The following is a 19,532-nucleotide window of genomic DNA, read 5'->3' as shown; positions in this document are numbered from 1 at the left end:
GTGCAACCGTTATTCACATTATCCACTTAATGAGACTTGAGCTGTTCCTTGATTTCTTCCAACTCTTTTTGGAGCTGCTGGTCATCTGCCACCATTCTGGAAATCTTCTCGTGGGCGTGAATGACTGTCGTATGGTCACGGCCTCCGAATTCTTCGCCGATTTTCGGCAGAGAGAAGTCCGTCAGCTCTCTTGATAGATACATAGCGATCTGTCGCGGGAATGCCACGGATTTCGTCCGCTTCTTCGCAGGGAAATCTTCTAATCTTACATTATATTTCTCGCCGACCATTTCCTGAATAGCTTCAATCGTAATTACTTTCGGTTTCGAGCTCGGGATGATATCCTTCAGCGCCTCTGCTGCCAGGGATGCATTAATGTCGCTGTTGATTAAAGAGGAATAAGCGACGACACGGATCAATGCTCCTTCCAGTTCACGGATGTTCGTATCGATCTGGTTTGCGATATAAAGCATCACTTCATTCGGTATGTCGAGCCCGTCTGCTTTCGCTTTCTTCCTTAAGATCGCAATTCTCGTCTCCAGGTCTGGAGGGGTGATATCGGTGATCAGGCCCCATTCAAAACGGGATCGAAGACGATCTTCCAATGTCGGAATCTCCTTCGGCGGCCGGTCACTGGAGATGACGATCTGCTTGCTTTCCTCATGGAGTGTATTGAACGTATGGAAGAACTCCTCCTGCGTCTGTTCTTTCCCCGCCAGGAATTGAATATCATCAATGAGAAGTACATCGACGCTGCGGTATTTATTACGGAAATTGACCGCTTTGTTATCACGGATCGAGTTGATGAACTCGTTCGTGAACTTTTCTGATGACAAATAAACCACTTTCGCATTCGGATTGTGGTCTAGTACATAGTGACCGATAGCGTGCATCAAGTGAGTCTTGCCAAGTCCTACCCCTCCATAGATGAACAGCGGATTATACGCTTTGGCCGGAGCTTCTGCTACAGCGAGCGACGCTGCATGGGCGAAACGGTTTCCGGAACCGATGACGAACGTGTCGAACGTGTATTTTGAGTTCAACATGCTCTGCGGAGACTCTTCATTGCCGTTATTCTTCACATTCGGAACCTTTTTAGAAGAGAGTTTTACATCTTCAAGCGAGTCGTCCTTCGATTCCGGAATGATGAATTTTGTATCTAATTCTGCTCCTGTCACTTCATATAACGTCTCCGTTATAAGACCTTCATATTGATTTTCAAGCCAGTCTCTGGCGAATTCATTCGGAGCAACAATAGTTAACGTATTTTCGTTCAAAGAGTCGGCTTTTGTCGCCTTCAGCCACGTCTCGAAGCTGGGCTTGCTGATTTTCTCTTTGATCTGATCCAACGTATTCGTCCATAATTCATCGATGTTCTCCAAAATGTTCACCCCTTTCTGTTTCATTGGAAAACAAAAAAACCTTTCGTTCTCTTTTTCGAACGTAGCAAAAGGATCGAAAGGCATTCGTATAAGATTTGTATAAAGTTTTTCGGGATCCAGTACTCTTTTGCATGTGGATATTTGAAAAGTTGATAGTAATAGGGTTCGAGCTTCTTATATTCACTATCCACATTCTTGTGAATAACTGCATAAACAAGTGTGTTAATAACTGTCCACACGTTATCCACAACCTGTGGAAAAGATTTTTCGTGTTTTTTAGCTATTCACGGTTGAGCACAAATATAATACCAGATAAAATAGTGTCTTGCAATGGTTCCACGGAACTTATCCACAATAGCTACACGTTGTAGATAAAAATAATCCACAGCACTATATTTTGTGATTTACTTGTCGATATTTGTTGTGGATAGTCTGATTTCCATGAAAAATTATACACAATACCTGTTAATGTTCGCCAGAAAAGTTGTTTTTCCGCTGTGAATTGGAAGAAGATCCCCCTGTTATAAGACAGTCTGTTATATAACGGGTGTCTGGATTTAAGGGAGAAGAAGTATGGAAATGGAAGTTGACAAAACAGGGGGGCATTGATTATACTAATCGGGACTGCCTTTTAGATGTATGTATTATTGGAATATTTCCCAGGAGGTGTATATATAATGAAACGCACATTTCAACCAAATAATCGTAAGCGTAAAAAAGTACACGGCTTCCGTTCACGCATGAGCACTGCAAATGGACGTAAAGTTCTTGCACGCCGTCGTCGTAAAGGAAGAAAAGTTTTATCAGCATAGGCCACTGAAAACAATCAGTGGTCTTTTTTTCAGTATAAGGGTCAGAAGAGGGGCGGATCTCTCGTCCCTCTTCTCTTTTAATTGCAGAGGAGGCGTCATCCCGGCGCTGCCTTTTTGTCTAGTTCTGGAGGGTGTTCGATGAAGAAAGCTTATCGGATTAAGAAAAATGAAGAGTTTCAGCAGGTTTTTCAAGGTGGGCAATCCTTCGCAAACCGACAGCTGGTCCTTTACTACAAAAAGAAGGCCGACCAATCCCATTTCCGGATCGGTTTATCTGTCAGCAAGAAGATCGGCCCGGCAGTCATGCGTAATCAAATCAAACGATATTTGAGACAAGCGTTCCTTGAACTGGAAGAACATATACATCCTCAATATGACTTGGTAGTGATCGCCCGCAAACCGACGAGTCAAATGGATTTCCACGAAATGAAGCGGAGTTTGACACACGTCCTTTCCCGGTCGAAGCTGCTTAATAAAAAAATTCAACGGTAAGAATATAGAATTATGAGGCGTACTAATGCTAAACTAATGTTGGCCGTATGTTTTACGTTTTCATAATTTTCTAATAGAACCTTGTAAGAGATTCATAAGGAGGAACGAAACGTTGCGGAATAAAATGATAGCGCTTCTAGCAATGGCTGGAGTGCTTACGTTCCTATCCGGGTGTACCCAGGTGAATCAGGATATCACTGCGGATAGTACAGGATTTTGGAATGAATATGTAGTTTGGCCTTTGTCACAGACCATCACGTTCTTCGCAGATGCGACCAGCGGAAGTTTCGGTTTGGCGATCATCATCGTCACCGTAATCATTCGGTTGATCCTCCTTCCTTTGAACATCAAGCAATTGAGAAGTTCGAAGGCGATGCAGGACATTCAGCCGGAATTGAAAGAATTAAGAGGGAAATATTCTTCTAAAGACCAGCAGACCCAACAAAAACTGCAGCAGGAAACGATGCAGCTTTTCCAAAAGCACGGCGTCAATCCTTTGGCAGGCTGTCTGCCGATCGTTGTACAGATGCCGATCTTGATCGGGTTCTATCATGCGATCATGCGGACTGCGGAAATTCAGACACACACATTCCTTTGGTTGGAGCTTGGTTCCCCGGATCCGTTCCTGGCTATTCTCACAGCTGCGACTACATTCTTGCAGCAGAAATTGATGATGGCAGGCGGCGCCGCAGCCCAAAACCCACAAATGCAAATGATGTTGTACATCATGCCGCTTATGATCGGTACATTCGCGTTCTTCTTCCCATCCGCGTTAGCGTTGTACTGGATCGTAGGTAACGTCGTGATGATTCTGCAAACCATTTTCATCCGTAAACCGATGATGAAAGATGCGACGGGAGGAGCAGGCGAGTGAAACAAGTAACTGCTACAGGTTCGACAGTTGATGAAGCGGTCCAATCAGCACTAGAGCAATTACGGACATCAAAGGATCAAGTAGATCTTGAAGTTATTGATGAAGGTAAGAAAGGATTTCTCGGTTTCGGTTCCAAACCAGCGATTGTGAAAGTATCGATTAAGAAAAATCCAGTGCAGGATGCAGAGACATTCATCTATGACGTAGCAGAACAAATGGGAGCTCCTGTTCAAATCCGTACAGACATTCGTCAACGGGATATTTATATGGAACTGCATGGGGACAAGATCGCTATGCTCATCGGCAAGCGCGGTCAGACATTGAATTCCCTTCAATATCTGGCCCAGCTGGTCGTCAATCGTGAATCGGACATCTTCTATACGGTCATGCTCGATGCCGAAGGGTATCGGGAGCGGAGGAAAGAGACGCTTCACCAATTGGCCCAGCGCCTTGCGGATAAGGCGGTTCGGACAAACCAGGAAGTCAAACTGGAGCCGATGCCTTCCTACGAGCGGAAAATCATCCATGCAGCACTGCAGAACCATAAGCGAGTGATAACGGACTCTGCCGGAAACGATCCGCGGAGACATGTCGTTATTCGGCCTTCATGATTCGAAAGCTAAGAATACTTCTGCCCTCGGCAGAGGTATTTTTTTGTTTCTGCTGCTTGTATTCCTGTCTCTGAATGAGGGAAATATGATAGAAACCGTTTATACACATGTGGATAACCAAAAACAGCTGCGACGTGTTGATATCTTTTCAAAACGCGTGGGTGTGTGGTAAGGTAAGATGTTAGTGGTAACGAAAAATAACGATTGTGGATAACTATAGATGAACGATTTATTTTCAGGAGGTGAAGGCGTGTGGAAACGGATACGATAACGGCGATATCGACCCCTATGGGGGAAGGTGCGATTGCCATCGTCCGGTTGAGCGGGCCAGAAGCTGTATCGATTGCAGCGAAATTATTCAGAGGGAAAGATTTGAACGAAGCGGCATCCCACACGATGCATTACGGGAAAATCATCGATCCGGAAACGGGCGACGTGGCGGAAGAGGTTATGGTATCTGTCATGCGCGCGCCGAAAACATTCACAAGAGAAGATGTCGTTGAGATAAATTGTCACGGCGGCCTTGTCTCTGTAAATCGTCTGCTTGAAATCATTTTGGCAAGTGGTGCGAGACTTGCGGAGCCGGGAGAGTTTACGAAACGGGCGTTTTTGAACGGTCGAATTGATTTATCCCAGGCGGAAGCAGTGATGGACCTGATCCGTGCGAAGACGGACCGGGCGATGAACGTCGCATTAAAGCAGATGGACGGCCGTCTGTCGAAGCTGATTCAGGATCTGCGGCAGAAGCTTTTAGAAACGCTTGCCCATGTCGAAGTGAACATCGATTATCCAGAATATGACGACGTGGAAGAGATGTCCCATGAAATGATGAAAGAGAAGACGAAGGAAGTCCATGCGGAAGTGACGAGTCTTTTGGAAACAGCACGCCAGGGGAAAATCCTTCGCGAAGGTCTCGGTACGGCGATCATCGGGCGCCCGAACGTCGGGAAGTCTTCCTTGATGAACGCACTTGTGCATGAAAACAAAGCCATCGTCACGGAGATCCCCGGAACGACACGGGACGTGATCGAGGAGTATGTCAACGTCCGCGGTGTACCACTCCGGCTCGTCGATACGGCGGGAATCCGGGAAACGGAAGACATTGTCGAGCGGATTGGAGTCGAACGATCCCGACAAGTATTGCAGGAAGCCGACCTCATTCTGTTTGTGTTAAACTATGGGGATGAATTCAATCAAGAAGATGAAGAGCTTCTGAAAGCCATTCAGGATATGAACGTCATCGTCATCGTCAATAAGATGGACTTAGAGAATCGGTTGGATCTGGAGCGGGTCAAGGAATTGGCTGGAGAGCATCCGGTTATTACGACAGCACTGATCCGTGAAGAAGGAATCGATCAGCTGGAGAAAGCGATCGCAGATACCTTCTTCGAGGGGGAGCTTGATGCCGGAGATATGACCTATGTGTCGAACGTTCGTCACGTACAGCTTTTGAAACAGGCGAAGCAGGCCCTGGAAGATGCCCGGGACGGCATGGAAATGGGTGTGCCGCTTGATGTTGTACAGATTGATGTAACGAGAACATGGGAGATCCTCGGAGAGATCGTCGGAGATACCGTCCATGACAGTTTGATCGACCAGTTGTTCTCTCAGTTCTGTTTAGGGAAGTAATTGTTGAGTAGGAAGTTTTTTGAATAGATGTAGAACAAAAAAGGAGAGACACCCAAATGACATTTGATGCAGGGCATTATGATGTAATCGTAGTCGGCGCCGGTCATGCAGGAGTGGAAGCGGGGCTTGCTGCGGCACGCCGTGGTGCGAAAACCCTCATGCTTTCTTTGAACCTTGATCTGGTCGCTTTCATGCCATGTAACCCTTCCATCGGCGGACCTGCCAAAGGGATCGTCGTCAGAGAAATCGACGCCCTCGGCGGAGCGATGGGGAAAGTCATCGATAAAACGCATATTCAGATGCGTTTGTTGAACACACGAAAAGGACCGGCTGTCCGTGCACTGCGCGCTCAGGCGGACAAACCTCTATATATTAAAGAAATGAAGCGCGTCCTTGAAACGCAGGATAATCTGACTTTGAAGCAGGCGATGGTCGAAAAGATCCTCGTGGAAGACGACGAAGTGAAAGGTGTCGTTACGGAAACCAATGCGGCGTATTACGCGCCGACGGTTGTCATCACGACGGGAACGTTCATGCGCGGACGCGTCATCATCGGCGACCTTTCCTATGAAAGCGGCCCGAACAACCAGCGCTCTACTGTATCGCTTTCCGAGCAGCTCGAAGAACTCGGAATCGACATGGTCCGTTTCAAGACGGGAACGCCGATGCGGGTCAACAGCAAGACGATCGACTATTCCAAGACGGAAATCCAGCCAGGCGAAGAAGAGCCGCGCTCCTTTTCCTATGAAACGACGGAATTCATCACGGATCAGATTCCGTGCTGGTTGACGTATACGAACGAAGAAACACACAAAGTCATCAATGATAACCTCGGACTGTCTGCGATGTATTCCGGTGCGATCAAGGGGACAGGACCGCGCTATTGTCCGTCCATCGAGGACAAAATCGTTCGTTTCAATGACAAGCCGCGCCACCAGATCTTCCTTGAACCGGAAGGCCGTGAGACGGAAGAAGTTTATGTACAGGGAATGTCGACATCGATGCCGGAATCCGTCCAGCATGAAATGATGCGTACCGTTCCCGGACTTGAGAATGCTGAAATCATGCGGGCCGGTTATGCCATCGAGTATGATTCCGTCGTTCCGACCCAATTATGGCCGACGTTGGAGACGAAACAGATCTCCGGGTTGTTCACAGCTGGTCAGCTGAACGGAACTTCCGGGTATGAAGAAGCAGCCGGACAAGGGTTGATGGCGGGCATCAATGCCGCGGCCAAGGCGCTTGATCTCGAAACACTTGTACTCGATCGTTCTCAAGGCTATATCGGTGTTATGATCGACGACCTTGTCACGAAAGGAACAGGCGAACCATACCGTCTGCTTACTTCCCGTGCGGAATTCCGTCTGATGCTGCGCCATGATAATGCGGATCTCCGCCTGACGGAAATCGGCTATCAGCTGGGACTCATCACGGAGGACCGCTACAAGCGTTTCCTTGAGAAGAAACGGTTGATCGAGGAAGAACAGAAGCGTTTGGATAAAGTCATCCTGAAAGAGACGGAGGAAGTCCAGGCTGTCATAGAAGAGGCGGGCGGATCCAAACTGAAGGATGCTATTCGTGCGACCGATCTTCTGAAGCGTCCGGAAATGAGCTACAGCCATCTGGAGCGTGTGACACCGAGTGATGTGAGGCTTCCGGAAGCGGTCAAAGAACAGGTCGAGATCCAGGTCAAATACAGCGGCTATATTAAGAAGGCGCTGGAACAGATCGAACGGATGAAGAAGATGGATAACAAGAAAATTCCTGAAAACATCGATTACGATGCGATCAACGGACTGGCTACCGAGGCGAAAGACCGCCTGAAAACGGTTCGTCCGCTTTCTGTAGGGCAGGCTTCCCGTGTGTCCGGGGTCAACCCTGCGGACGTATCGATTCTGCTTGTCTATATTGAGCAGGGTCAGATTGCACGCGTTTCAGGAGAATAAATCGAAGGGATGGACGTATGGATACCGCAACCTTTATACAAGCATTGAAAGAAAAAGGGATCGATCTTGACGAGAAACAGCAGCACCAGTTCCAGCGTTACTTCGAAATTCTTGTCGAATGGAACGAGAAGATGAACCTAACAGCCATCACCGATCAGGAAGGCGTTTATTTGAAACACTTCTATGACTCGCTGACCGCTGCATTCTATTACGATTTCAGCAAGCCGCTTCGCATCTGTGATGTCGGAGCGGGTGCCGGATTCCCGAGCCTGCCGCTGAAAATCGCTTTTCCGCATTTGAAAGTGACCATTGTGGATTCCTTGAAGAAACGGATCACTTTCCTGAATCACTTAGCTCATGAATTGGAGCTTGACGATGTCGCTTTTTATCATGACAGAGCCGAGAATTTCGGGAAAAACGCCAACTTCCGTGAAAGCTATGACCTGGTCATGGCAAGGGCTGTTGCACGCATGTCCGTACTCAGTGAACTGTGTATCCCGCTCGCGGCCAAAGGCGGTCGTTTCCTTGCTATGAAGGGGCCGAACCTGATGGATGAGATGGAAGATGCAAACATTGCCATTCAAACTGTCGGTGGTGAAGTCATCGATGTGCACACGTTTGAGCTTCCACAAGAAGGAAGCGAACGGAACATTGCCATTATTGAAAAACGCCGGAAGACTCCGAAGAAGTATCCGCGTAAAGCAGGAACACCGAACAAAACACCGATTCAATGATGAGAAGCCCCCTCTGTCTCCGGATAGAGGGGCTTTTTTGGTAGAGGAGGAGAAGCATGAAGATTGTGGTCACAGCAGATACACATATGCCGAAGAAAGCGAAAGAGCTGCCGGAGCGGTTAATGAAGGAGCTTCCTTCTGCCGATGCCGTCTTCCATCTCGGAGATTTTCAATCGCTGGATGTCTATGAAACATTGAAGGAAAAATCCGCGCTGTACGGCGTTTATGGAAACGTGGACGGCGGGGAGATCAGAGAATTGCTTCCGGAAAAGCAGGTAGTGACACTCGGGGGTGTGTGTTTCGGTCTCGTTCATGGACATGGGGAGAAGAAGACGACAGAACGCCGGGCTTTGGAGTCGTTTGAAGAGGGGGAGGTCGATGTCGTTCTCTTCGGCCACTCCCATATTCCGTATCTTCGTTACCATAAGAAGACGCTGCTGTTTAATCCGGGCTCGGCGACGGATAAACGCAGCCTTCCATTCTATTCTTTCGGAATACTGACGCTGTTGGAGGGCGGCATTCATGCAGAGCATATCTTTTATTCTTAAAAAAGGCCAGGCCGCACGTAACAGTGCGGCCTGGCCTTTTGCCGTCATACGGACTCTGAACTCATTCCTTTTGACAGGTCGGGCAGTAATAGCAGCGCCTGGAGCCGGCGCGGAATTTAACAATGGGGGTGCCGTCGATGCGGCATGGACGGCCTTCGCGGTTGAACACCCAGTGACGATAATCCTTCCGCTTCACACCTTCTTTTTTTAAGCGCTCTGCCAGGTCGAGGTCGTTTGTGATTCCCTTATGGCGGTAGGACTGCCACATCAAATCAATGGTCGCTTCGGCTGCTTTCCTTTTTTGTTCTTCGGTACTGTCGACAGGCCGTGTTTCCGGAGAAATACCGGCAGCAAACAGGATTTCACTGCGGAGGTAATTGCCGATTCCCGCGATGAACGCCTGATCCAAAAGGAGGGACGTCCACCGTCTGTTCCGAAACCGTTTCTCTTCAAAGCGAGCGGCTAATTCATCGGGGGTTACGGTCTCACTTAAGATGTCGGGGCCGACTTTAGCGATGAATGGATGCGCCGGTACTTCTTCATCGCGCAGCACTTCAATGTCCGATGCGCTGTATAACAATGCGGACTTCTTCTCATTATGGATGGCGAGCCGGAGCTGCCGGTTCGTTTTCGGGTAGTTGTAGGCGTTACGGATCATCCACTTCCCGTACAGCTGGTTGTGCGAGTAGATCGTATAGCCGTTGTCGAAGCGGATGAGCATCGCTTTTCCTTTTGTATCGACTCTCTGTACGCCGGCCCCTCTTAGAACCTCTTCGTACGGCTTCAGCTGTTCAAAAGCAAAGGAGACATCGATCACTTCTCGATCCATCAGTGCCTTTTCGACTTGGTCGGCGGCACGGCGGATTTCCGGTCCTTCTGGCATGGTTTCTATTCCTCTCTCAGCTTGATGTGTACATTCCTCCGTTGATATGGATGAACTGACCTGTGATGTAGGTGGAATCATCAGAAGCAAGCAGGACGTAGCTTCCGACGTGTTCGACCGGCTGCCCCGGGCGGCCCATCGGCGTACTGGTACCGAATTCTTCGACGTCTTCTTTCGGGAAAGTCGCTGGGATGAGCGGTGTCCAGATCGGTCCCGGAGCGACTCCGTTCACGCGGATTCCTTTGTCGACGAGCTGTTGGGCCATGGAACGGGTGAAGGCGACAACGGCCCCTTTCGTCGCTGTATAATCGACAAGCTGCGGGTTGCCTGTATATGGATTAATGGAAGCGGTGTTGATGATCGCACTTCCTTGTTTCAAATGTGGAATCGCTTCTTTCGTCAAATGGAACATAGAAAAGATATTCGTGCGGAACGTGCTTTCCAGTTGTTCTGTAGTAATATCCAACAAATCGTCCTTCGGATGCTGTTCCGCAGCGTTGTTGACGAGAATATCCAGCTGTCCCAGCTCATCCACTGTTCGCTGAACCGCCTGCTTACAAACATCTTCATCACCGACATCGCCTGCGATCAGAATCGCCCGGCGACCTTCTGCTTCGACGAGCTGCTTCGTGTGCTCGGCATCCTCGTGCTCCTCCAGATACGAAATGGCAACGTCTGCCCCCTCCTTCGCGTATCCAATAGCGACAGACCTTCCAATTCCGCTGTCCCCGCCGGTGATCAGGGCGACTTTTCCTTGTAGTTTATTTCCGCTTTGGTAATCTGTATCCGCTTGGAGCGGCAATGGCTGCATTTCACTCTCCATTCCGGGCTGGCTTCCTTGTTCCTGTGCCGGCTGTCCATCTGTCTGTCGATTATATCGTGTCATGCTTCATCCTCCTCTGTGGAATGTTTTGTATGCTCATTCCACCTTTTTGGAAAAATAAAACACGGACGATGTTTTTCAGGCAGACAAAAAGGCGCACAAGGCGCCCTGATCAAGTAAAGTATTCGAGACTTGCTTCCGGGAAGTACTGATTAATATACCCGCCGAGCGTCTTCTTCATATCTTCCTGTTCGTCGGTCTGGTACACGTATTTCCCAATTCCGTATCGACCCCATTTGTACTTTCTCTTCTCCTCATCCATCTCAAGCTTTGTCATCGGATAATTTTTCTCAATGACGCGCTTGGCAGGCTTCGTAAAGCGGTGCTGGATCAGTTCGAACGTCAAATCTTTCGTAGCGTAGTCCGGGAGTTTGTCGTGTAGCTTCTCAAACAGCACCCGGTACCCTTCCTTCCAATCGTCGTACAGATAAATCGGTGCGATGATGAACCCGAGAGGATAGCCGGCCTTCGCTACTTTGGCAGCTGCCTCGATCCGCTCGTCCAGGCGGGAAGTGCCGGGCTCTAAGTACTTGATGACATAGTCCGCGTTCATGCTGAAGCGGAAGCGTGTCCTGCCGTTATGCTTCGCGTCCAGCAGATGATCGACATGAGCGAACTTCGTCACGAACCGCAGCCTTCCGTGGTCGGATTCCCCGAAATATTCAATTGCCCGTTTGAGGGAATGGGTCAAGTGATCGATGCCGACGATATCCGACGTACAGGACGCTTCGAAACGGGTTTCCTCCGGCATTCGTTCCTTCATATACTGCTCGGCAGCATCAAAGACCTCCTCCACATTCACATAGGTCCGAATATATGGTTTGCTCCCCATCGTCGTCTGCAGGTAGCAGTAATGGCAGTGCCCCATGCACCCGGTCGCAAGCGGGATCGCGTATTCAGCCGATGGTTTAGACGTATCGAATTTGAGCGTTTTCCTTACACCGACGACGAGTGTCGATTTCGCCATCCGGTATTTTTGGAAATCGTTCTCTCCGGGGAGGTTCCTGACCTGATTATGCGACGTCGTTTGACGAATTTCGATGCCCATGTTTTCGAATTTCTCTTTTAATTCCCGGCCTAAGGGGTAATCGAGCGCCCGCGGCTCTATATAGACCAGTTCCGGTACGAATGGTTTTACCACAGATCTCCCTCCGATTCCACACCGCCGAACGCATCATAGTAGGCCCGCTCCGCTTCCCCTTCGGATGCATAGACGGCTATGCTCTCATCCAGTGGAAAATACGTTTCATACAAAAATAATGCCAGGGAACCCGGGTTTTCCGGGTCGTTCACCACGGCCGCCTCCTGTACATTCGCTACATCATACGTATGCGGATTGCGGTAAACGACATAGACGACATCGCCTGCTTTATAACTGCTCCCATCCATCCAATCACCTGCTCTCTTAGTTGTTGTGCTCATTTTTCCACAAAACCCGCCAATTATTACAAGAGAGGATGCTTGTTTCATGTGAAACGAATAAAAGATGACAATTGTCATCTGTCATCATGACAATGCTTTCTAATTATTTCCTCCGCATCCTGATACGATAGATGTAACGAAAGACCTGGAAAGGAAGAGGCGGGATGTTGAAGCTATCGAATGTAACGAAGAAATATGGAAAAACGACGGCGCTGGATGACGTATCCATGGAACTTTCGGAGGGGGAATGTGTCCTGCTTCTCGGTGCGAACGGGGCGGGGAAAACGACGCTGCTCCAATGGATCATGGGCAATATCCGTGCAGATAGTGGAAAGATCGACTGGAGCTATGGAACCCGGCAGGTCGGTTATGTCCTGCAGGATGCTTCGCTGATGGATCGTGTCACGATAAAAGAACTCATCCAGTTCACAAGGAAGATGTATCCGGATCCGCTGTCGTATGAAGAGGTGCTCCAATTGTCCGGTTTGACGGAGCAAGCGAAGGTGAAGACAGACCATCTCAGTATCGGCCAGAAGCGGAAGCTGATCTTCGCTCTTGCTTTTGTCGGTCGTCCGAAGCTCTTGATCATGGATGAACCGACAGCGGGGATGGACGTATCGGCAAGAAAGCATGTGTATGAACAGATCCGACAGTTGAAACAGCAGGGAATGACGATTCTGATGACGACACATTTGCTGCAGGAAGCATCCTTACTTGGAGATCGGGTGCTGTTTATGGAAAAGGGCCGGCTCAAATCCGACCAAACCGTATCTGATATCGAACAGACGCACTCCTGGATCCGGTTCGACTTAAGCGGATCAACGCCGCGAGACTTATTGGAAGGCGCCGGATTTCAGAGAAACGGCCTGACATTACGGTGGGAGCTCAAGACGGACCGATCGGACGAATGGATTACATGGCTCGTCCGGGAGGCGGTGCCCTTCCGGAATTTGACGGTAGAGAAGCATACAGTCGAACATTTTTATGAAGAATTGCTCGGAAAGGAAGGAATTCACAATGAAAACATGGTATAACGTTATGAAGATTGAGCTTTTACGTATGGGAAGAAATCCGTATTTCATTATATTCTCGATGTTGATGCCGCTTGTATTCTATGCGATATACACACAGACGGTCGATGATACAGTGATGATCGACGGAGCGGAGTGGAAAGCGTACTTTCTCGTCTCGATGACCTGCTTCAGCATGATGAGTGCCTCGGTGACGACAATGGGGATTCAGCTGCTTCATGACCGGAGACAGCCGTGGATGTCATGGGTGAAGTCGCTTCCGATGAAGCATTGGCAGTATTTTCTTGGAAGACTCTCTGCTTTGATGGTATTGAATCTGGCCGTCATTCTGTTTATGTTTATCATCGTTGCGAACTGGAAGGATATCGATTTGGGTTTCTATACGTGGGTTAAAATCGTTGCATGGGTGTGGCTTGCGATCCTTCCGTTCCTGGCACTTGGAACGTGGGTGTCTGTCTTCAAAACAGCGGAGACGGCGGCCGGGTTCGCTAACTTGATTACACTTGGACTCGCGATCATCGGTGGCCTGTGGATGCCGCTCCGCCAGCTTCCGGTCTTCGTCCGGGAGGTCGGTGCGTGGACGCCGGGGCACCTGTATGCGGACGGGGCATGGTCGATCCTTGCAGGAGAATCGATATCCGCTTTGACAATTATTGTGCTGGCCGGCTACTTCCTCTTTTTCCTCACGGGATCCTTGTGGACGTACCGCCGTTTTCAGGAAGGATGAATGTCATGAGATTGTTTCCGGAGAAATACGGGCGTGCCCCGTTGTTCTGGCTGATTTATATGCTTGTTCCGCTTATTGCATTGATAGCGACGGGTGGCTGGGAAGGAGGCTTCGGCCTTCTTCTTTTGCTTGTCTTCTTCCTTATGTTCCGGGATATGTACTGGCATCCTTCCCGGGCTTTCCTTGATGCTCTCGGTATGACGGCACTTCTTGCTGTGCTGCTCTTCTTCTTTCATGAGACATTCATTTATTTATCGATTTATACGACTTATTCGCTTTATTTCATCCATAAGCGCTGGAAGATCATTGTCGTGTATATGCTTGCTCCGCTTTTATTCTTTGAATTATATATGCTGACTCTGTATTCGTCGCGAGTCATCGATTTCTCCACTATTGTAGCTGCTATGATTCTTGTGGCGGCCATTCCGGTCGGGATCCGGAACGAGGTCAAATCGTGGAATATGAAAGAGCAGCTCTCGAAAGCGAATCGACGCATCGAAGAGCTCGTCAAGCAGCAGGAACGGGAACGAATCGGGCGCGATCTGCACGATACGGTCGGCCAGACGCTGTCGATGATTACATTGAAAAGCGACATTGCCAGGCGCTCTCTGCCTGATAAAATCGAACAGGCAGAGAGAGAAATCAAGGAAATCCACACGATTTCACGTACTGTTCTGAACCAGATCAGGGAGATCGTTTCTGATTTGAAGCAGCTGTCGTTCCGGGAAGAGCTGATCCACGCAGAAAAGCTTTTGCGGGAAATGGAAATGGAAGCGGTCGTTGATGCTCCTGTTCCTGTCCATGGTTTGAATCCGCTCTATGAGAATATCCTCGCCTACAGTCTCCGGGAAAGTATCACCAACGTGATCCGTCACAGCTTCGCGAGCAGATGTACGATCCGCGTGGAAGATTTACCGGAAGAAGTGCGGATGACGATCAGCGATGACGGAATCGGGTTTAAGGGTGAGCCGGGAAACGGGTTGCTTGGGATGGAGGAGCGGCTGCATATGATCAGCGGCCGTATGAATATAGAATCCGCCAAACAGCGCGGGACCGTGTTGGTCGTTCATGTGCCGAAAGTTCAAAAATAAGGAGGAATGCGTATGCTTTCGATCATTATCGCAGAGGATCAGACGATGCTCCGCAGTGCGCTGCGGACGCTGCTTAGTATGGAAGCCGATTTCGAAGTGATCGGAGAGGCTGCCGATGGCAGAGAGGCGCTCCGATTGATGGAGACGAAGCGGCCGGATATCGCCCTGCTCGACATCGAAATGCCGCTGATGACGGGAGTCGAAGTCCTGAAAGAGGCGAAAGCTAATGGTCTGGAGACGAAGATCCTAATTCTGACGACGTTTTCCAAACGGGGGTACTTGGAAGATGCCTGGAAAGAAAAGGTCGATGGTTATTTATTAAAGGATACCCCGAGTGAGGAACTGGCCGATTACATCCGGCAGGTGATGAACGGAAAGCAGGTCATCAGTCCGGAGTTGATCCATCAGATGTTTACGACGGAAGCGTCGCCTCTCAACGACCGGGAAGAGGAGATTCTCCGTTGTGTGGAGAAAGGCTGCAGCACGAAGCAGATCAGCGAATCTTTGTATTTATCAAGCGGCACCGTCCGGAATTATTTATCGGAAATCATGAGCAAGCTGGATGCGCAGAACAGGACGGAAGCAGCCTTCATCGCAAGACGAAAAGGATGGCTGGACTAAAGAAGCACATGTAGGGCGTTTTGCGCATTTTCGCCCGGAGGCATTCCAAGATTACGTTCCGGATGTTAAATTCATAGGGTTAAAGAAAATATATCGACGGTTTTTGCCATCATCAGCCAACGATGGGATGCGTGGAAACCGCGAAAAATAACCCTTTCCGTAGTGATCGATGGGAGAATTCGACAAAGGAGTCACACAATTCTTCCACCTTCTCGATACTTTTACGGAAGCAAATATGATAAAATGTAGGAAAGAAATGAAAAACGGCATACGTACGCGCAGCAGCCAACAAGCCTGCGGCGCTTTTTATATTTCAAAATACAGCAATCTATGATGAAATGCGTATGCTCGATCGTATAAAGGTGGTGTCTGATCGTGTTACATCCTTTTGGTCGTTTATTCGGGCTAGGGGACAAACCGGATTCGGATAAAGGCAGCAATGAAGAAGAAGGCTACAGTCCCGATGAAGTTGTGCAGGTTCCGGTCGAACGTGTACAGCCGAACCGTTACCAACCTCGAGCGATATTTAACAACGAGAAGATTAGCGAACTCGCCCAGACGATACATACGCATGGGATGATTCAGCCGATCGTTCTTCGTCGGTTAAACGAAGAAGATTATGAACTGATCGCCGGTGAACGCAGATGGCGGGCCGTCCAGTCGCTCGGCTGGGAAGAGGTTCCTGCGATCATCCGTGAGATGAATGATTCCCAGACGGCATCGGTGGCCCTTATCGAAAACCTGCAGCGGGAAGAGTTAACGGTCATTGAAGAAGCGGTAGCGTACGCACGTCTGATTGAACTGCAGGAACTGACACAGGAAGCGCTGGCTCAACGATTAGGTAAGAGTCAGTCGACGATTGCGAATAAGATGCGGTTGTTGAAGCTTCCGGAAGTCGTACAGCAGGCTGTCATGGATAAGCAGATTACGGAACGGCATGCGCGCGCCCTGATCGGATTGAAAGATCCGGAACTTCAGGAAAAGATGCTTGCCGAAATCATTGAGAAACAGTTGAACGTGAAACAGACGGAAGAACGGATCGCCAAATGGATGGATCCGAAACCGAAGAAGAAGAAACCGAGGATGAAAGGTGTCAACAAGGATATGCGGATCGCGATGAATACGATTCGACAGTCTTTGACGATGGTGACAGATACCGGCATCGATCTCGAAACGGACGAAGAAGATCATGATGACTATTATCAGATCACAATTAAAATACCGAAAAAGAAACCATGATCGTACGGGGACCCATCTTGACGCTTAGTGAAGATGGGATTTTTTTAAGTCCTTCTGCCTATGTCTGCTAATAAATGGTAAGATGAAAGAAAAGCGAAAGAGGCAGGTGACACCATGGGTAGAGTGATTTCCATCGCTAACCAGAAGGGCGGCGTCGGGAAAACGACGACGGCGGTCAATGTCAGTGCAGGGCTGGCGCATCTTGACTATAAGGTTCTGCTTGTCGATATCGATCCTCAAGGCAACGCTACAAGCGGTGTCGGTGTAGAAAAAGGCGACCTCGACCACTGTATTTACAATATACTTGTCGACGATCTGGATCCTGCACGTGTCAGGACATCCACGCTTGCTCCACGTCTTGATATCATCCCCGCCACGATTCAGCTTGCGGGTGCAGAGATTGAGTTGGTCCCGATTATTTCCCGGGAAGTAAGACTGAAAAAAGCGATCGACCGCGTAAAAGATGAGTATGATTATGTCATCATCGACTGCCCCCCTTCTTTAGGGCTGCTGACGTTGAATGCTTTGACGGCCTCCGATTCTGTCCTTATTCCGGTGCAGTGCGAATATTATGCGTTGGAAGGGCTGAGTCAATTGCTCAACACGATCCGCCTCGTCCAGAAGCATCTGAATAAGCGGCTTATGATCGAGGGGGTCCTTTTGACGATGTTGGATGCCCGTACCAACCTGGGTATAGAAGTGATTGAAGAAGTGAAGAAATATTTTCGGGAGAAAGTCTATCGGTCTATCATCCCGCGCAATGTCCGGCTGAGTGAAGCTCCGAGCCACGGACGTCCGGTGATCCTCTATGATGCCAAAGCCAAGGGAGCAGAAGTCTATCTAGAATTAGCGAAGGAAGTGATCATAAATGGAGAGAGGGTTAGGTAAAGGTCTTGACGCTTTAATTACCAACACAGAGAACATCGATGACAAACAACTAGAAACGATTGCGATTAAAGATTGCCGTCCCAACCCTTATCAGCCCAGGAAGTATTTCGATGATGAAAGCTTAAGCGGGTTGAAACAATCCATTGAAGAACACGGAATTCTTCAGCCTCTTGTCGTGAGGCAGAGTATTAAAGGCTACGAGATCGTGGTCGGAGAACGGCGGTATCGTGCAGCGAAACTTGCCGAACTGGAGACGATCCCTGCGATCATCCAGCCGTTGACGGATGAGCAGATGATGGAACTTGCCCTCTTGGAAAACCTGCAGCGGGAAGATTTGACGCCGATCGAGGAAGCGAAATCCTACGAGCAATTGATCAGAGAACTCGATGTCACACAGGAGATGCTTGCGAATCGTCTTGGGAAAAGCAGATCTCATATAGCGAATCTGATTCGTCTGCTCGCACTTCCCCGACAGGTGACGGCGAAGATTAATGACGGAACGTTGTCCATGGGGCACGGACGGGCTCTGCTGGGGTTGAAAGACAAAGATGTCCAGTTAAAGCTCGTTGATAGAATCGAACGGGAATCGTTGAATGTCCGTCAGGTAGAGCAGATCATTCAGGAAATAAACCGGAACGGCAGGAAACAAAAGCCGAAGCAGGAAGCACAGGATATTTTCCTGAGGGAGCAGGAGACCTCCTTGAAGGAACGTCTCGGTACCGGGGTGAAGATCCATAAAGGTAAGCGTAAAGGGAAGATTGAGATCGAATTCATGAATGAAGACGATTTAGAGCGGATTTTAGCATATTTTGATAAAGAAAAAGAGTGAAGGCAGGAAAAGGAGGTCACCCGGCCTCTTCTTTTTTTGTGAAAAAACAACATTGGAGAGAATGTCATGGTTTTACTTGGTACTTTGATCAATGGTTTATGTATTCTTGTCGGAACCTTGCTGGGATTGGTCTTTACTAGGATTCCGGAACGTTTTAAAGAAACGGTCATGTCGGGAGTCGGACTGGCGGTGCTGCTCATCGGGATTCAAATGGCGCTGGAGTCGGATGATATCGTCATCGTCCTATTGAGTATTCTGAGCGGGGCACTGATCGGGGAAGGCCTGCAGCTGGAATCAAGGCTTGAATATATCGGACGCTGGATCGAACGGAAATTCGCAAATCCGGAACAAACGGTGAGCATCGCCCAAGGGTTCGTGTCGGCTTCGCTTATTTTCGTCATCGGAGCGATGGCCGTCGTCGGGGCTCTGGACAGCGGCCTGCGTAATGACCATGAAATATTGATTACGAAAGCGATTCTCGACGGGTTTATTTCTCTCGTCCTGACGTCGACACTCGGAATAGGGGTCTTGTTTTCCCTTTTTCCTGTCGTCCTTTACGAAGGATCGATTGCTCTTTTGGCGACACAAATTCAACGGTTTGTCCCTCAGGAGGTATTGGATACTTTCATCGTCGAGATGACGGCAACCGGCGGTTTGTTAATCGTGGCAATCGCTTTGAATATGCTGAAGCTGACGAAAATACGGGTAGCGAACCTGCTCCCTTCTCTAGGCACCGTCGGCCTGATTCTCGCGGTCGTTCACTGGTTCTAATACATATGTTCAAATCAACTTTTATCGGAATCGAGCGTTTTCGCCTAGATATAAACGTCCCCCCTATACTGGAATGGTCCTTCCACCAATAGGTTCAAGCAAGACAAAAATGAAAAGCC

General features: G+C 49.0%; 21 protein-coding genes. 16 read left to right on the top strand and 5 right to left on the bottom strand.

What is annotated here, in order from left to right; all coding sequences use genetic code 11:
* Window positions 1-26 precede the first annotated feature (26 nt).
* Window positions 27-1,382, bottom strand: coding sequence for a chromosomal replication initiator protein DnaA (gene dnaA, locus M662_RS00200; RefSeq protein WP_008636174.1), 1,356 nt, complete (start codon window positions 1,380-1,382; stop codon window positions 27-29).
* 677 nt (window positions 1,383-2,059) lie between these two features.
* On the opposite strand from dnaA, the gene rpmH reads away from it, so the two are divergent.
* From rpmH to M662_RS00160, 8 genes are all read left to right on the top strand, one after another.
* Entirely contained in the window at window positions 2,060-2,194 is a 135-nt protein-coding gene (gene rpmH, locus M662_RS00195; protein WP_081594803.1) for a 50S ribosomal protein L34, read from the top strand.
* Between the two features lie 138 nt (window positions 2,195-2,332).
* Window positions 2,333-2,686 (top strand): ribonuclease P protein component, encoded by a 354-nt coding sequence (rnpA, locus tag M662_RS00190; protein ID WP_008636180.1) that lies wholly within the window; start codon window positions 2,333-2,335, stop codon window positions 2,684-2,686.
* A gap of 112 nt (window positions 2,687-2,798) precedes the next feature.
* Window positions 2,799-3,560, top strand: coding sequence for a YidC family membrane integrase SpoIIIJ (gene spoIIIJ, locus M662_RS00185; protein WP_008636181.1), 762 nt, complete (start codon window positions 2,799-2,801; stop codon window positions 3,558-3,560).
* Complete coding sequence (gene jag, locus M662_RS00180; RefSeq protein ID WP_008636183.1) at window positions 3,557-4,171, top strand: RNA-binding cell elongation regulator Jag/EloR; 615 nt, start codon at window positions 3,557-3,559, stop codon at window positions 4,169-4,171. The genes spoIIIJ and jag overlap by 4 nt, the downstream gene beginning before the upstream one ends.
* Before the next feature lie 252 nt (window positions 4,172-4,423).
* Entirely contained in the window at window positions 4,424-5,800 is a 1,377-nt protein-coding gene (gene mnmE, locus M662_RS00175) for a tRNA uridine-5-carboxymethylaminomethyl(34) synthesis GTPase MnmE (protein WP_026577627.1), read from the top strand.
* A gap of 56 nt (window positions 5,801-5,856) precedes the next feature.
* A complete protein-coding gene (mnmG, locus tag M662_RS00170; protein ID WP_008638946.1) occupies window positions 5,857-7,746 on the top strand; it encodes a tRNA uridine-5-carboxymethylaminomethyl(34) synthesis enzyme MnmG in 1,890 nt (629 codons plus the stop codon).
* A 17-nt stretch (window positions 7,747-7,763) separates the two neighbouring features.
* On the top strand, window positions 7,764-8,480 hold the full coding sequence (gene rsmG, locus M662_RS00165) for a 16S rRNA (guanine(527)-N(7))-methyltransferase RsmG (protein WP_026577628.1): 717 nt from the start codon (window positions 7,764-7,766) through the stop codon (window positions 8,478-8,480).
* Window positions 8,481-8,536: 56 nt separating this feature from the next.
* Window positions 8,537-9,028, top strand: a complete 492-nt coding sequence (locus M662_RS00160; RefSeq protein WP_026577629.1) for a metallophosphoesterase family protein — start codon at window positions 8,537-8,539, stop codon at window positions 9,026-9,028.
* Between the two features lie 61 nt (window positions 9,029-9,089).
* Here the strand turns inward: M662_RS00160 and nei are convergent, their stop codons facing one another.
* From nei to M662_RS00140, 4 genes are all read right to left on the bottom strand, one after another.
* Window positions 9,090-9,911 carry an endonuclease VIII gene (gene nei / locus M662_RS00155; protein WP_026577630.1) on the bottom strand — a complete coding sequence of 274 codons (822 nt, stop codon included), beginning with the start codon at window positions 9,909-9,911 and terminating at the stop codon, window positions 9,090-9,092.
* Window positions 9,912-9,927: 16 nt separating this feature from the next.
* Complete coding sequence (locus M662_RS00150) at window positions 9,928-10,797, bottom strand: SDR family oxidoreductase (RefSeq protein ID WP_026577631.1); 870 nt, start codon at window positions 10,795-10,797, stop codon at window positions 9,928-9,930.
* 109 nt (window positions 10,798-10,906) lie between these two features.
* A complete protein-coding gene (gene splB / locus M662_RS00145) occupies window positions 10,907-11,935 on the bottom strand; it encodes a spore photoproduct lyase (protein ID WP_008638935.1) in 1,029 nt (342 codons plus the stop codon).
* Complete coding sequence (locus M662_RS00140) at window positions 11,929-12,183, bottom strand: transcriptional regulator SplA domain-containing protein (protein ID WP_008638933.1); 255 nt, start codon at window positions 12,181-12,183, stop codon at window positions 11,929-11,931. Before M662_RS00140 ends, splB begins: the two co-directional genes overlap by 7 nt.
* A 197-nt stretch (window positions 12,184-12,380) precedes the next feature.
* Here M662_RS00140 and M662_RS00135 point away from each other — a divergent pair, with 197 nt between their 5' ends.
* From M662_RS00135 to M662_RS00100, 8 genes are all read left to right on the top strand, one after another.
* Window positions 12,381-13,250, top strand: coding sequence for an ABC transporter ATP-binding protein (locus M662_RS00135; RefSeq protein ID WP_026577632.1), 870 nt, complete (start codon window positions 12,381-12,383; stop codon window positions 13,248-13,250).
* The gene (locus tag M662_RS00130; RefSeq protein WP_026577633.1) at window positions 13,234-13,974 is read left to right on the top strand and encodes an ABC transporter permease; all 741 of its coding nucleotides are present in this window, start codon (window positions 13,234-13,236) and stop codon (window positions 13,972-13,974) included. Before M662_RS00135 ends, M662_RS00130 begins: the two co-directional genes overlap by 17 nt.
* Before the next feature lie 5 nt (window positions 13,975-13,979).
* Complete coding sequence (locus M662_RS00125; protein ID WP_236096528.1) at window positions 13,980-15,065, top strand: sensor histidine kinase; 1,086 nt, start codon at window positions 13,980-13,982, stop codon at window positions 15,063-15,065.
* Window positions 15,066-15,077: 12 nt separating this feature from the next.
* Complete coding sequence (locus tag M662_RS00120) at window positions 15,078-15,686, top strand: response regulator transcription factor (RefSeq protein ID WP_026577635.1); 609 nt, start codon at window positions 15,078-15,080, stop codon at window positions 15,684-15,686.
* A gap of 375 nt (window positions 15,687-16,061) precedes the next feature.
* Window positions 16,062-16,925 (top strand): nucleoid occlusion protein, encoded by an 864-nt coding sequence (noc, locus tag M662_RS00115; protein ID WP_026577636.1) that lies wholly within the window; start codon window positions 16,062-16,064, stop codon window positions 16,923-16,925.
* Window positions 16,926-17,039: 114 nt separating this feature from the next.
* Window positions 17,040-17,813 (top strand): ParA family protein, encoded by a 774-nt coding sequence (locus tag M662_RS00110; RefSeq protein ID WP_026577637.1) that lies wholly within the window; start codon window positions 17,040-17,042, stop codon window positions 17,811-17,813.
* Window positions 17,794-18,642: a ParB/RepB/Spo0J family partition protein gene (locus M662_RS00105; protein ID WP_026577638.1), complete on the top strand. Its 849-nt coding sequence runs from the start codon at window positions 17,794-17,796 to the stop codon at window positions 18,640-18,642. The genes M662_RS00110 and M662_RS00105 overlap by 20 nt, the downstream gene beginning before the upstream one ends.
* Window positions 18,643-18,708: 66 nt before the next feature.
* Window positions 18,709-19,413 (top strand): DUF554 domain-containing protein, encoded by a 705-nt coding sequence (locus M662_RS00100; RefSeq protein WP_026577639.1) that lies wholly within the window; start codon window positions 18,709-18,711, stop codon window positions 19,411-19,413.
* Window positions 19,414-19,532 lie beyond the last annotated feature (119 nt).

It is taken from the genome of Bacillus sp. SB49, assembly GCF_000469135.2.
GTDB lineage: Bacteria > Bacillota > Bacilli > Bacillales > Halobacillaceae > Halobacillus.
The sequence above is the reverse complement of the archived record's forward strand: the minus strand, read 5'-3'. Positions and strand labels throughout refer to the sequence as shown.

What these genes read in the sequence shown, in the direction of transcription:
- mnmG (WP_008638946.1), top strand. Translation starts at nt 5,857, where the DNA reads ATGACATTTGATGCAGGGCATTATGATGTAATCGTAGTCGGCGCCGGT.
- M662_RS00160 (WP_026577629.1), top strand. Translation starts at nt 8,537, where the DNA reads ATGAAGATTGTGGTCACAGCAGATACACATATGCCGAAGAAAGCGAAA.
- M662_RS00110 (WP_026577637.1), top strand. Translation starts at nt 17,040, where the DNA reads ATGGGTAGAGTGATTTCCATCGCTAACCAGAAGGGCGGCGTCGGGAAA.
- rnpA (WP_008636180.1), top strand. Translation starts at nt 2,333, where the DNA reads ATGAAGAAAGCTTATCGGATTAAGAAAAATGAAGAGTTTCAGCAGGTT.
- M662_RS00105 (WP_026577638.1), top strand. Translation starts at nt 17,794, where the DNA reads ATGGAGAGAGGGTTAGGTAAAGGTCTTGACGCTTTAATTACCAACACA.
- M662_RS00125 (WP_236096528.1), top strand. Translation starts at nt 13,980, where the DNA reads ATGAGATTGTTTCCGGAGAAATACGGGCGTGCCCCGTTGTTCTGGCTG.
- M662_RS00130 (WP_026577633.1), top strand. Translation starts at nt 13,234, where the DNA reads ATGAAAACATGGTATAACGTTATGAAGATTGAGCTTTTACGTATGGGA.
- M662_RS00150 (WP_026577631.1), bottom strand. Translation starts at nt 10,797, where the DNA reads ATGACACGATATAATCGACAGACAGATGGACAGCCGGCACAGGAACAA.
- rpmH (WP_081594803.1), top strand. Translation starts at nt 2,060, where the DNA reads ATGAAACGCACATTTCAACCAAATAATCGTAAGCGTAAAAAAGTACAC.
- rsmG (WP_026577628.1), top strand. Translation starts at nt 7,764, where the DNA reads ATGGATACCGCAACCTTTATACAAGCATTGAAAGAAAAAGGGATCGAT.
- M662_RS00140 (WP_008638933.1), bottom strand. Translation starts at nt 12,183, where the DNA reads ATGGATGGGAGCAGTTATAAAGCAGGCGATGTCGTCTATGTCGTTTAC.
- M662_RS00100 (WP_026577639.1), top strand. Translation starts at nt 18,709, where the DNA reads ATGGTTTTACTTGGTACTTTGATCAATGGTTTATGTATTCTTGTCGGA.
- M662_RS00120 (WP_026577635.1), top strand. Translation starts at nt 15,078, where the DNA reads ATGCTTTCGATCATTATCGCAGAGGATCAGACGATGCTCCGCAGTGCG.
- nei (WP_026577630.1), bottom strand. Translation starts at nt 9,911, where the DNA reads ATGCCAGAAGGACCGGAAATCCGCCGTGCCGCCGACCAAGTCGAAAAG.
- M662_RS00135 (WP_026577632.1), top strand. Translation starts at nt 12,381, where the DNA reads ATGTTGAAGCTATCGAATGTAACGAAGAAATATGGAAAAACGACGGCG.